The organism is Cupriavidus basilensis (assembly GCF_000876015.1).
GTDB classification, from domain to species: domain Bacteria; phylum Pseudomonadota; class Gammaproteobacteria; order Burkholderiales; family Burkholderiaceae; genus Cupriavidus; species Cupriavidus basilensis_B.
The window spans coordinates 701,701-714,336 of the sequence record NZ_BBQM01000012.1 but is presented as its reverse complement, the minus strand read 5'-3'; the positions used below and the strand labels follow the sequence as shown (position 1 = coordinate 714,336).

The 12,636-nt window shown below is 69.5% G+C and carries 11 protein-coding genes; 2 read left to right on the top strand and 9 right to left on the bottom strand.

The window, feature by feature from the left end; translation table 11 throughout:
• Positions 1-47 precede the first annotated feature (47 nt).
• Positions 48-2,483: a heavy metal translocating P-type ATPase gene (locus KF708C_RS10940; protein WP_231586437.1), complete on the top strand. Its 2,436-nt coding sequence runs from the start codon at positions 48-50 to the stop codon at positions 2,481-2,483.
• Between the two features lie 105 nt (positions 2,484-2,588).
• Here KF708C_RS10940 and KF708C_RS10935 read toward each other — a convergent pair whose 3' ends face one another.
• The 8 genes from KF708C_RS10935 to KF708C_RS10900 all read right to left on the bottom strand — a co-directional run bounded on the left by KF708C_RS10935 (position 2,589) and on the right by KF708C_RS10900 (position 10,736).
• Positions 2,589-3,479, bottom strand: coding sequence for a polysaccharide deacetylase family protein (locus KF708C_RS10935; protein WP_059411779.1), 891 nt, complete (start codon positions 3,477-3,479; stop codon positions 2,589-2,591).
• 11 nt (positions 3,480-3,490) lie between these two features.
• The gene (locus KF708C_RS34505; RefSeq protein WP_059411778.1) at positions 3,491-4,543 is read right to left on the bottom strand and encodes a bifunctional UDP-4-keto-pentose/UDP-xylose synthase; all 1,053 of its coding nucleotides are present in this window, start codon (positions 4,541-4,543) and stop codon (positions 3,491-3,493) included.
• The gene (locus KF708C_RS34500) at positions 4,540-5,481 is read right to left on the bottom strand and encodes a formyltransferase (RefSeq protein WP_059411777.1); all 942 of its coding nucleotides are present in this window, start codon (positions 5,479-5,481) and stop codon (positions 4,540-4,542) included. The genes KF708C_RS34505 and KF708C_RS34500 overlap by 4 nt, the downstream gene beginning before the upstream one ends.
• On the bottom strand, positions 5,469-6,470 hold the full coding sequence (locus tag KF708C_RS10920; protein ID WP_059411776.1) for a glycosyltransferase: 1,002 nt from the start codon (positions 6,468-6,470) through the stop codon (positions 5,469-5,471). The genes KF708C_RS34500 and KF708C_RS10920 overlap by 13 nt, the downstream gene beginning before the upstream one ends.
• Positions 6,449-7,612 (bottom strand): DegT/DnrJ/EryC1/StrS family aminotransferase, encoded by a 1,164-nt coding sequence (locus KF708C_RS10915; protein WP_059411775.1) that lies wholly within the window; start codon positions 7,610-7,612, stop codon positions 6,449-6,451. The genes KF708C_RS10920 and KF708C_RS10915 overlap by 22 nt, the downstream gene beginning before the upstream one ends.
• A 34-nt stretch (positions 7,613-7,646) precedes the next feature.
• Complete coding sequence (locus KF708C_RS10910; protein WP_020207055.1) at positions 7,647-8,018, bottom strand: DMT family transporter; 372 nt, start codon at positions 8,016-8,018, stop codon at positions 7,647-7,649.
• Positions 8,015-9,799, bottom strand: a complete 1,785-nt coding sequence (locus tag KF708C_RS10905) for a glycosyltransferase family 39 protein (RefSeq protein ID WP_059411774.1) — start codon at positions 9,797-9,799, stop codon at positions 8,015-8,017. Before KF708C_RS10905 ends, KF708C_RS10910 begins: the two co-directional genes overlap by 4 nt.
• A gap of 373 nt (positions 9,800-10,172) precedes the next feature.
• Positions 10,173-10,736, bottom strand: a complete 564-nt coding sequence (locus KF708C_RS10900) for an HdeD family acid-resistance protein (RefSeq protein WP_020203327.1) — start codon at positions 10,734-10,736, stop codon at positions 10,173-10,175.
• A 265-nt stretch (positions 10,737-11,001) separates the two neighbouring features.
• Between KF708C_RS10900 and KF708C_RS10895 the strand changes: the two genes are divergently transcribed.
• The gene (locus KF708C_RS10895; protein WP_059411773.1) at positions 11,002-11,892 is read left to right on the top strand and encodes a hypothetical protein; all 891 of its coding nucleotides are present in this window, start codon (positions 11,002-11,004) and stop codon (positions 11,890-11,892) included.
• Positions 11,893-11,991: 99 nt separating this feature from the next.
• Here the strand turns inward: KF708C_RS10895 and KF708C_RS10890 are convergent, their stop codons facing one another.
• A complete protein-coding gene (locus KF708C_RS10890; protein WP_059411772.1) occupies positions 11,992-12,291 on the bottom strand; it encodes a hypothetical protein in 300 nt (99 codons plus the stop codon).
• Positions 12,292-12,636 lie beyond the last annotated feature (345 nt).

The window sequence follows — 12,636 nt, the reverse complement described above, 5'->3', positions numbered from 1 at the left end:
CAGGGTCTTAAATGGACGGCAAGCACAACAAAGCAGGGAGCACCGCCATGTCCGACGCCACGCCAGACCACACCGCCGTCCGCGAGCGGGAGGGCGACCGCCATGACCATGCGCACGATCAGACGGAAAACCGCGCGCATGGCCATGCGCATTGCTGCGACCACGACCACGACAGTAACCACGGCCAGGACCATCAGCACGCGCACGATCACGCACATGATCACGCGCAAGGCCAGCCGCACGGCCATGCCAGCGCGTCCGCCTGCTGCGGCGGCGGATGCGCCTCGGCCAGCATGGCGCCCACGCCCGCCGCCAACGTGCCGGCCGGCGCCGCGATGGCCACCTATCGCATCGACGCGATGGACTGCCCGACCGAGGAAACCCTGATCCGCAACAAGCTCGGCAGCATGGCGGGCGTGGCGGGGCTGCAGTTCAACCTGATGCAGCGCGTGCTGACGGTGCACCACACGCTGGATTCGCTGGACCCGGTGGTGCGCGCCATCGAAAGCCTCGGCATGAAGGCCGAGCCGCTCTCGGAGCAGGCCGCCGAGCTCGCCCCGCAGGCCGCCAAGCCGTGGTGGCCGCTGGCGCTGGCCGGCGCGGCGGCGCTGGGCGCGGAAGCGGTGGGCTGGCTGCAGGTGCCGGGGCAGGACTGGCTGGCGCCGGTGCTGGCGCTGGCGGCGGTCGCCATCGCCGGCCTCGGCGTGTACAAGAAGGGCTGGATCGCGCTGTCCAACGGCAACCTGAACATCAACGCGCTGATGAGCATCGCCGTGACCGGCGCGATGCTGATCCGCCAGTGGCCGGAAGCGGCGATGGTGATGGTGCTGTTCGCGCTGGCCGAGCGCATCGAGGCCGCCTCGCTGGACCGCGCGCGCAACGCCGTGCGCGGCCTGATGGCGATGGCGCCCGAGCAGGCCACGGTGCGGCAGGCCGACGGCAGCTGGCAGGCGGTCGACGCGCGCGCGGTGGCCGTCGGCGCGCTGGTGCGGCTGCGCCCGGGCGAGCGCGTGGCGCTCGACGGCCGCGTGCTGCGCGGCCAGTCCACGCTGGACCAGGCGCCCATCACCGGCGAGAGCGTGCCGGTGAACAAGGGCGTGGGCGACGCGCTGTTCGCCGGCACCATCAACCAGGCCGGCGAACTGGAATACGAAGTGACCGCCGCCGCCAGCGGCTCCACGCTCGCGCGCATCATCCACGCGGTCGAGGCCGCGCAGGGCAGCCGCGCGCCCACGCAGCGCTTCGTCGACCGCTTCGCGCGCGTGTACACGCCGCTGGTCTTCCTCGGCGCGGTGCTGGTGGCGGTGGTGCCGCCGCTGGCGCTGGACGGCGACTGGAGCGCGTGGATCTACAAGGCGCTGGTGCTGCTGGTGATCGCCTGCCCGTGCGCGCTGGTGATCTCCACGCCGGTGACGATCGTCAGCGGCCTGGCCGCGGCGGCGCGGCGCGGCATCCTGATCAAGGGCGGGATCTATCTCGAACAGGGCAAGGACCTGGCCTGGCTGGCGCTGGACAAGACCGGCACCATCACGCACGGCAAGCCCGCGCAGACCGACTTCCAGCCGCTCGGCGAGATCGCCGCGGGCGGCGCCGCGGCAAGCGCGGCGGCGCGCGCGGTGGCGGCCAGCCTGGCCGGCCGCTCGGACCATCCGGTGTCGATGGCGGTGGCCAGCGCGGCGCGCGCCGAAGGCATCGCGCCGCTGGACGTGCGGGACTTCGCGGCGCTGCCCGGCTACGGCGTGAGCGGCACCGTCAACGGCCGCGCGTATTACCTCGGCAACCACCGCCTGATCCATGACCGCGGGCTGTGCTCGCCCGAGTTGGAGGCCACGCTGGAAGCGCTGGAGCGGCAAGGCAAGACGGTGGTGGTGCTGGGCGCCGACCACGGTGTCGAGGCCCTGTTCGGCGTGGCCGACACGGTCAAGGACCACAGCCGCCAGGCCGTGGCCGAGCTGCACGCGCTGGGCGTGCGCACGCTGATGCTGTCGGGCGACAACCCGCACACGGCGCAGGCCATCGCCGCGCAGGTGCAGATCGACGAGGCGCGCGGCAATCAGTTGCCGCAGGACAAGGCCGATGCCATCGCCGCGCTGAGCGTGAAGGGCGGCGATGGCGCCGCGGGCGCCGCCGGGCGCGTGGTGGTGGGCATGGTCGGCGACGGCGTCAACGACGCGCCCGCGCTGGCGCGCGCCGACATCGGCTTCGCGATGGGCGCGGCCGGCACCGACACCGCCATCGAGACCGCGGACGTGGCGCTGATGGACGACGACCTGCGCAAGATCCCCACGTTCATCCGGCTGTCGCGGCGCACCTCGGCCATCCTGAAGCAGAACATCGCGCTGGCGCTCGGCATCAAGGTGATCTTCCTCGCGCTGACCGCGGCGGGCCTGGGCACCATGTGGATGGCCGTGTTCGCCGACATGGGCGCGAGCCTGCTGGTGGTGTTCAACGGGCTGCGGCTGGCGAAGGCGGGGCGGGGGTGAGGGATTAGCCAGCCGGGGAATTCGCTTTGCCGCACGGAGTTTCCCCTCTCCCATGAAACGGGAGAGGGGAGCAAACCGATGGCAATGCGGATGCGTTGCCGGTATTCAGGGCTGCACGATCAATTCGCCGCTGCGGCCTTCGATGGCGCCCCACGTGACCGGCGCCAGCGGCAAGGCGGTCCGGTCGAGATGCCGGTAGAGCGTGGCCATCGACACCAGTTCGTGGCCTTGCGCGCGCCAGCCGTCCAGCAGCCGGTTGAACACCGGCGCCAGCTTGCCGCCTTCGAGTTCGGTATGGAGCGTGAAGACGTGGTCGCGCCCGTCGCCGCTCAGGCGCAGCACGGCTTCGTGGACGTTGTCCTCGGTCAGGCCGTCCACGCCGATGAGTTCATCGAGCGTGGGCAGCGTGGTGGGCATCTGCACGTGGCGCAGCGCCACGCCGTCCACGGTGGGGATATACGGCGCGCTGCCGCGCCCGTCGGAGGCGTAGGCCATGCCCCAGTCGTCGATCTGGCGGAACGCTTCGTCGTTCATCTGCCAGCCGGCCGCGCCGTGCGTGGGCGGGGCTTCGCCGAAGATGTCGACGTAGCGGTCGAACGCGCTCTGCATCTGGCGCCGGGTCCAGGCCGCGTCGCGCGCGCGCACGTTGTCCTGCCAGTACACGTGGTCCCAGGTATGGATGCCGCACTCGTGGCCGGCCGCGCGCGCGGCGCGCATCTCGGCCGCGGCCTTGCGGCCGATGTCGGGGCCGGGCAGCAGCACGCCGTACATCAGCGTGCGCAGGCCGTAGTTGGACACCACCGAGGTGCGCGAGACTTTCTGCAGGAAGCCGGGCCGGAACACGCGCCGCAGCGCCCAGCCGGTGTGGTCCGGGCCGAGGCTGAACAGGAAGGTGGCCTCGGCCCGCACGCGGGCCAGCATGGCGAGCAGCGCCGGCACGCCTTCGCGGGTGCCGCGCAGCGTGTCGACGTCGACCTTGAGGGCGATGCGTGCCATCGGCGCGGGCCTCAGTTGGCCGAGTCGACCAGGGTGCGGGCCTCGACGACCTTGCCGCGGTAGGCCTCGAAGATGGCGCGCAGCGCGTCTTCCATGCTGACGGCGGGTTTCCAGCCCAGTTCTTCGACGGTGTTGTCGATCTTGGGCACGCGGTTCTGCACGTCCTGGTAGCCCTTGCCGTAGAAGTCGCCGGAGGACGTCTCGACGATCTGGGTCTGGCGGGCGAGTTCGGCGTATTCCGGGTAGTCGGCGGCCATCTTGAGCATCATCTCGGCGAGTTCGCGCACCGAGTGGATGTTGGCGGGGTTGCCGATGTTGTAGATCTTGCCGGTGGCGACGCCTTGCGGGTTCTCGATGATGCGCATGAGGGCGCTGATGCCGTCGGTGATGTCGGCGAAGGCACGCTTCTGGGCGCCGCCGTCGACCAGCTTGATCGGCTCGCCGCGCACGATGTGGCCGAGGAACTGGGTGACGACGCGGGAGGAGCCTTCCTTCGATTCGAAGATGGAATCGAGGCCGGCGCCGATCCAGTTGAACGGGCGGAACAGGGTGTAGTTGAGGCCCTGCTCCATGCCGTAGGCGTGGATGACGCGGTCCATCAGCTGCTTGGAGCAGGCGTAGATCCAGCGGGGCTTGTTGATGGGGCCGCAGATCAGCTCGGAGGTCTCGGGGTCGAACTCGTCGTCGTGGCACATGCCGTAGACCTCGGAGGTCGAGGGGAAGACGAGGTGCTTGCCGTACTTGACGGCGGCGCGGACGATGGGGAGGTTGGCCTCGAAGTCGAGCTCGAACACGCGCAGGGGCTGGCGCACGTAGGTGGCCGGGGTGGCGATGGCGACGAGGGGGAGGACGACATCGCACTTGCGGATGTTGTACTCGATCCACTCCTTGTTGATGGTGATGTCGCCCTCGAAGAAGTGCATGCGGGGGTGGTCGATCAGGTCGCCGAGGCGGTCGCTGGCCATGTCCATGCCGTAGACCTCCCACGGCGTGGTTTCGAGAATGCGGCGCGTCAGGTGGTGGCCGATGAAGCCGTTGACGCCAAGAATCAGGACCTTTTTCATCGGTGTTCCTCTTTGGACGATGCGGTAAGAAATGTAGAGAGTGCGTCGGGCGAAACGGCCTGTGCCGGTGCGCCCGCGTCGAGTAATTCGCGGATCAGGATCACTTCGCCGTCGCCGCACAGGCCGACGATCTGCCCGCCGGCCACGTGCAGGCCGGGCCGGGCGCCCGCCGGCAGGGCGGGCGCGGCGCCGTGCGGGCGGCGCGCCTGCGCCACCACGAAGCGGCGCGCGCCGATGTCGGTGAAGGCGCCGGGGTAGGGCGGCGCCACCGCGCGCACCAGGTCGTAGACCCGGGCGGCATCTTGCTGCCAGTCGATGCGGCCGTCCTCCGGCCTGCGGCCGGAGAAGTAGCTGCCTTCGGCAAGGCGGTTGGGCAGCGGGACGATGTTGCCGGCCATCATGGCGGGCAGCGCGCGCCACAGCGTCTGCTCGGCGGCCACCGTGACCTTCTCGAAGACTTCGCCCGCGGTGTCGTCCGGCAGGATCGGCACGGCGGTCTGGTCGACGATGTAGCCGGCGTCCGGCTTGGCTTCCATCGCGTGCAGCGTGGCGCCGGTCTCGGTCTCGCCGCGCAGCACGGCCCAGTTCACCGGCACGCGGCCGCGGTACTTCGGCAGCAGCGAGCCGTGCATGTTGAACGCGCCGCGCGGCGCCAGCGCCAGCACGGCGGCGGGGATCATCGCGCGGTAGTAGAACGAGAAGATCATGTCCGGGCGCGCCGCGGCCACCGCCTCGGCCAGCGCCGGGTCGGCGGGGTCTTCACCGTAGATGAAGGGCACGCCGAGTTCGGCGGCGGTATCGGCGACGCGGCGGAACCAGATGTTCTCGTCCGGGCGGTCGCGGTGGGTGACGACCAGCGCCACTTCGACGCCACGCGCGTGCAGCACGCGCAGGCAGCGGTCGCCGACGTTGTGGTAGGCGAAGACTACTGCGCGCACGATGGCTCCGCGGCCGGCTGGCCTTTCTGTGTTTCGGGGTTGCCCTCGAGCACCGCCTGGATGCGGTAGCGCGGGCGGTTGCGCACTTCCTGGTAGATGCGGCCGATGTACTCGCCCAGCAGGCCGATGCCGAACAGCATGATGCCGACCAGGAAGAAGTTGAAGGCCAGCAGGGTGAACACGCCCTGCACTTCCGCGCCGAGCAGGAAGCGGCGCACCAGCAGCACCGCCACCAGCCCGCCCGAGGCCAGCGACAGCAGCGTGCCGATGGCCGAGAACCATTGCAGCGGCACGATCGAGAAGCCCGTCACCAGGTCGAAGTTCAGCCGGATGAGCTGGAACAGCGAGTACTTGGATTCACCGGCGTGGCGCTGCTCGTGCTCGACCACGATCTCGACCGGATTGGAGGAGAAAGTGTAGGCCAGCGCGGGAATGAAGGTGTTGACCTCGCGGCACGCGTTGATGGTGTCGATCACGTTGCGGTCGTAGGCGCGCAGCATGCAGCCCTGGTCGGTCATCTTGATGCGCGTGATGCGCTCGCGCAGCCGGTTCATGGCGCGCGACGCCACGCGGCGGAAGGCCGTGTCGTTGCGCTCGCGGCGGATGGTGCCGACGTAGTCGTGCCCTTCGCGCATGGTCGCCACCAGGCGCGGGATTTCTTCCGGCGGGTTCTGCAGGTCGGCGTCCAGCGTGATGACGATCTGGCCGCGGGTCTGCTCGAAGCCGGCCAGGATGGCCATGTGCTGGCCGAAGTTGCCGTTGAACAGCACCACGCGCGTGACGTCCGGGCGCAGCCGGTACTGGCTGGCCAGAATCTGCGCGGAGCGGTCGCGGCTGCCGTCGTTGACGAAGATGATCTCGTAGCTGCAGGCGAGGGCGTCGAGCGCCGGGTAGAGGCGGTCGAACAGGGCCTGCAGGCCGTCTTCCTCGTTATAGACGGGAATGACGACGGAGACCTCGACGGGGCTCATTTGAGGAGGCGTTTGCATGTTTCGCTGAGGGTTGCGCAGACCCGCTCCACGTCGGCGGCCTGCATCGCAGGGAACATCGGCAGGGTGAGGATGCCCTGTCCGATGCGCTCGGCATGGGGCAGCATGCCTTCGCGCCAGCCAAGGGAGCGGTAGTAGGTAAACAGATGCAGGGCGGGATAGTGCACGCCGGTGCCGATGCCGCGCTCGCGCATGGCGTCCATCACGGCGGTGCGGCCGCCCGCGATGCGCGCGGCCGGCAGCACCACCTGGAACATGTGCCAGTTGGTGGTGGCCAGCTCGCCGTCGCGCGGCAGCGGCAGCTCGATGCCGAGTCCGGCCAGGCCGTGGTCGGCGGCACTGCGGAAATACGCCTCGGCCAGCTCGGCGCGGCGCGCGGTGACGTGGTCCAGGTGCGCCAGTTGCGACAGGCCGATGGCGGCGTTGACGTCGGTCAGGTTGAACTTGCCGCCGGGCTCCTCCACGTCCATGCCATCCGGGCCGCTGCGGATCACGCCCTGCAGGCGCAGGCGCTCGGCGCGCAGCGCTTCTTCCGGCGAGTTCATCACCAGGCAGCCGCCTTCGACGCTGGTGATGTTCTTGTTGGCCTGGAAGCTGAAGCTCACCAGGTCGCCGAAGGCGCCGATGCGCTGGCCGCGCCAGCGCGAGTCGATGGCCTGGGCGGCGTCCTCGATCACGCGCAGGCCGTGCTTGCGCGCGATGGCGTAGAGGCGGTCCATGTCGACCGGCAGGCCCGACAGGTAGACCGGCATGATGGCGCGCGTGCGCGGTGTGATGGCGGCTTCCACGGCGTCGAGGTCGAGGTTGCGCGTGCGCGGGTCGACGTCGACGAAGACCGGCTTGGCGCCCACGGTGACGACCACGTTGGCGGTGGCCACCCAGGTGATCGGCGTGGTGATGACCTCGTCGCCGGGGCCGATGTCGGCGATGCGCAGGGCGATTTCCATCGTCGCCGAGCCGTTGGCGAAGGTGCGCACCGGGCGGCCGCCGAACAGCGCGGACAGCGCGTCCTCGAACGCGTGCATCCTGGGGCCGGACGTGATCCAGCCCGAGGCCAGCACCTTGCCGACCTCGGCGATGGCGTCGGCGTCGATCGACGGCTTGACGAAGGGCAGGAAGGCTTGGGCAGCGGGTGCGGTCATGACGGTCGGGCCTTGCGGTACGTTGGGATGGCGCTCACGAGCGGGCGATCAGGAACACGCCGGCCAGGATGAGCAGGATGCCGGCCACGCGCAGCGGGCCGATCATCTCGCCGAACAGCCACCAGGCCGCCAGCGCGTTCACCACGTAGCCGAGCGACAGCATCGGGTAGGCGATCGAGACGTCCACGCGCGACAGGCCGACGATCCACACGCCCACGCTCACCACGTAGAGCGTCAGCCCGGCCAGCACCGGCCACTGCGTCAGCACGCGCAGCGCGGTGGCAAACAGCGTGGCGCGCTCCAGCGTGATGGCGCCGATGGCGTTGGTGCCGGCCTTGAGCAGCAGTTGCGCGCAGGCATTGAGCAGCACGCCGGTGAAGATGAATGCGAAGGTGGAAAGCGTCATGGGGCGCGGTTCGGTTCTGGCTGTGCGGAGGGCTGTGCGGCCGCCGGGGCCTGGCCCGGCAGCGGGAAATTGGCCACCGCCACGCGGCGCTTGTCCTGCGCGATCTTGTACATCGGCACGTTGCGCTCCTGCAGCAGGCGGTAGGTCGCGGCGGACATGATCCCCACGGCGCGCTGGCCATCCTGCCATTTTGCAATAAAGGCATCCAGCGTGGGCAGCCATTTCTGCGGCTCCTGCTGGGTGCCGAACTCCAGCTCGTCGGGCCATTCCACCATGATGGTGGTGCGGCGCAGGTAGTACGGCAGGGTGTGGTCCAGCATGCGCACGCCGTAGATCGGCATGTCGTCGGTCAGCACCGCCTCGATGGCGGGCACCATGTCCACGCCGGAGGTCGGCCGGCCCATCACTTCGTGGCCGAGCAGCGCCACCGTGAAGCTGCCGAACAGGCCCACCGCGTAGACCGTGATGCTGACCATCAGGCCCTTGCGGGCCAGCAGCCAGCGCGCGGCGAAGATGGTGACGATCATCAGCGCGAAGGCCGCGCCGACCCACACCGCGAACAGGCGGTACAGCTCGTTGGGGGTGTTGTCGGAATTCAGCGTGGCCACGTAGGGGCTGGCCAGCAGGCCGGCCACCGCGATCGCCAGCATGCCGTTCATCTGGCGGCGCCAGCTGCGGTCGTCGATATGCTGCAGCGCCACGCCGGCGAGCATGCCCAGCGCGGGGAAGATCGGCACGATGTAGCCCGGCAGCTTGGAGCCCGACAGGCTGAAGAACACGAAGATGGCGATGGCCCACACCGCCAGCAGCAGCGCCGGCTGGAACGGCCGGGTGCCGGTGGCGCGCGCCGCCGCGGCGCCGCCGCGCACCACCTGCCACATGCGCGGCGCCAGTCCCAGCCACGGCAGGAAGCCGGCCACCAGCAGCGGCACGAAATACCAGAGCGGGCCCTTGCGCGAGTGCACCGTGGAGGTGTAGCGCTGCCAGTGCTCGTGGATGAAGAAGAAATGGAGGAATTCGGGGTTGCGCTCCGACACCAGCCAGAACCACGGCACCGTGACGATCAGCATCAGCGCGATGCCGCTGACCAGATGCAGCCGCTTCCACAGGCCGAAGTCGCGTGCGATCAGCGTGTAGATCACCAGCACCAGCCCCGGCAGGGCGATGCCCACCAGGCCCTTGGTCAGGATCGCCACGCCCATTGCCACCCAGCACGCCCACATCCAGTAGCGGCGCGCGGCCGGGGTGGCGGCCGGGTGCTGGGCCAGCAGCATGAACGCCAGCACGCAGGCCATCGCGCCGGACAGTGTCATGTCGAGCGAGTTGAAGTGCGAGGCCACGCTCCACATCGGCGCGGCCACCAGGACCAGGCCGGTCAGCAGGGCGGCGCGGGTGCCGTACCAGCGCGCCGCGGCCTTCATCGACACCACCAGGCCGAGCATGCCGGACAGCGCCACGCACAGCCGCGCCTGCCAGTCGCCCACGCCGAACAGGGTGTACGACAGCGCCGTCACCCACATGTGGAAGGGCGGTTTCTCGAAATACTTGAGCGCGTTGTAGCGGATCGTGACCCAGTCGCCGCTGGCGAACATCTCGCGGGCGATTTCCGCATAGCGGCCTTCGTCCGAGCGCAGCAGGTGGCGCGCCTCGAGCGTGCCGAACCAGACCAGGAGAATAAGCAGGCTGACCAGGATAATCGCGCCCAGCGGCAGGCCGGCGGATTGCGAAACACCCTGCGCGGTGTTTCGCGAAGCATCTCGCGAGGTCACGGAACTACGCATACATCTCCTGGAAACGGTCGGATGGGCGTCATGGCAATGATGACGGGCGATCCCCGGCGGGGCACGGCATGGCGCCGTGCCGCCGGGTGCGCCGGATCGGCCGTGGGTGTGCCAGTGCATCGCGTGCCGGTGGCCAGCCCGGATCGGGCGGATTCGGGGGCGGCTCGCGTGCAGGAAACACATCACAACGCTGCAGCGGCCGCTTCGGTGGACAACAAGCCGAAGCCATGCCGGCGCAGGCCGCCCGGGCGGTACTCGCCAACGGCAAACCGCGCCCTCTTGTGGCGCGGCGCGCAATGTTAGCACGACCGCCGGGGTTCCCCGCCTGCGGCAGGGGCGGGCGGCGCCCGCGAGGCCCGTCGCGCGCGGCCCGTCAGCCCGGAAGTGGCGCCGCCGGCCCGTTACGGGCGCCGCGCAGGCGCAGCGCCACGCCGATCAGGAGCACGCCCCAGACCAGCGCCCAGGCCCCGATCAGCCACAGCAGCGCGAGCGCGCCGGCCAGCGGCTGCCACAGCAGCAGGAACGCAAAGACGATGCTGGCCACGCCGGCCAGCACCAGCCACCATTCGTTCGGCATGTCCTTGCGCAGGCGGATGGCGGCCACGATCTGCAGCACGCCGGTGGCCAGCGTCCAGGCCGCGATATACAACAGCAGCGAGAATGCCGTGACCACGGGGCTGAACCACGTCAGCAGCCCCACGCCAAGGCCGAGCAGGCCCTGCAGCGCCAGGATGCCGCGGTCGCTGGCCTCGCGCTGGCTGCCCGAGATGGCCATTGCCAGCGCGGTCACGCCGTCGGCCGCGGCAAAGGCGCCGAACACCAGCACCAGCGCGGCCAGCGTGGCAATGGGCGCGAACAGCGCGCAGATGCCGAACAGCAGCGCGAACGCGCCGCGCAGGCCGACGACCCACCAGAGCTTGGCATAGTAGTGAAGCATGGAAACTCCCTGACGAACGGCAGGCTGCCGCGGCGGGCATGTGGCCTGCATCGACGAAGACCGACAAGACAAGCCAGCGAAAAAGCGCTACTTTCTAGTGTCCCGATGCCGGAGCCCGCCGAACCGGCGGCCGCGGGATCCAGGGCACTTTTCAGGGCACTTGCCAGTACATTGGTCCAGCGCGGGCGCACACGCCTGCCCGCCCTGGCGCGCGGTGCCTTGCAGGGACCAGCGGGGGCGTGAAATCATTCTAGACAGGAATCATGTGAGGACAAAGGCGCAACTGGCCGGGGTGGCCGCCCTGGCGGCGGGACTGCTGGCGCACGGCGGCTCCGCGCTCGCCCAGGCCGCGCCGCAGGGCCAGGCCGCGGCGCAGATGCCGATGGAAGCCGTGGCGCGCTCCGCGGCGTTCCTGTGCGACGCGCCGTGGTTCCGCTCCGGCGCGCGCGTGCAGATGGAAGGCGACGGCGACATGCCCACTTCCATCACCATGACGCTGCGCCACGCCACCAAGAGCGCCGACGGCTGCCGGGCGCAGCTCGAAGTGCGCTCCAAGTCGGCGCTCTCCGCGCTGATGGGGCCGCCGGTCATCATGGACCAGATCCACATGGTCAACATCGAGCGCCGCGCCAGCACGGCCCGGACCAGCATCGAAAGCGAGCATGCCGTGATCAACGCGCAGGGGCGCTATGCCCGCATGTACGGCGAGGCGGCGTTCCGCGGGCAGGGCGTGTTCAACTACGCCGGGCAGGATATCCGGGAAGGCGGCACGCTCGACGGCGAGACCTTCGAGTCCAGCGTCTCGCTGCAGATCTATCCGCTGGGCCGGGACGAAGCCATCGGCAACATGCGCGCGCTCTATGCGTCGATCAACGTCGGCACGCGCCACGTCGGCAAGCGCCAGATGATCGACACCGTGCTGGGCCGCAAGGAATGCATGCCCATCACCTACGAGAAGCGGACCTCGCTGGGGCCGCTGATGGTGGACGAGGAAGTCGTGCAGGTAGAGCCCGCGGTGCTGAACGTCACCGACTGGTACTGCCCGGCGGAGGCCTTCGTCTTGCGCACCGAGGTCCGGCAGCGGGACAAGCAGGACAACAAGGAAAGCAAGGTCGAGCGCATCGACGTGACCGCGCTGGAACTGGGCGCGCCCTGAGCGCTGCCGCACGGTCCGCCATGACCCCGCGCACGAATGCCTGAAAGCATGAAGCCCGCCGGCTGGCGGGCTTCATGCGGTGCGGCCGGCTGCCGCCGGTCAGCTTGCGGCGGCTGCCGAAGCGGCTTTCTTGGTCTTCTTGCTCTTCTTGTGCGATTTCTTGGCGGCCGGTGCCGAGGCATCGCCGGTCAGGTCGGCGCGCGTGCTCTTGTTCGCGCCCTGGGTGTACGGGTCGAACTTGTCGCCGGACTTGGCGCCCTGGGTATACGGGTCGAACTTCTCGCCCGACTTGGCTCCCTGGCTGTACGGGTCGAACTTCTTCCCGCCGGTCTGGGCCTGGGCAGCCACGGAAACGGCGCCGATGCAAAGCGCGATGGCTGTCGTGACGAACTTGTTCATGGTTTCTCCTGGAAAATGCCGCCTCTCGGCGGTTCGAGTGCGCGGAAAAATCGCCGTGGGGAGATGCGCCTTGCCTGAGCCTGGCCGCCCCTGCCGGTTTGTCCGCTCGGGCCCAGTGTCGCCAACATTTCGCCGGCTTGTCAACTTGCGGCGGTCGGCGTTGTATTGCCGGGAACACGGTTGATGCCGGCCTATGGAAAGCCGCTATTGCCGTAGTCGCCGGCTCTTGCTTGCCAGCCGCCGCGAATGTGCGTCGTGCTCCATGCGGAGGGCGCGGCATTGCGGAATTGTGCGTCGCCAGGCGCAAAAAAAATCCCGCGAGCCTGCCGGCTGCGGGATTCCTCG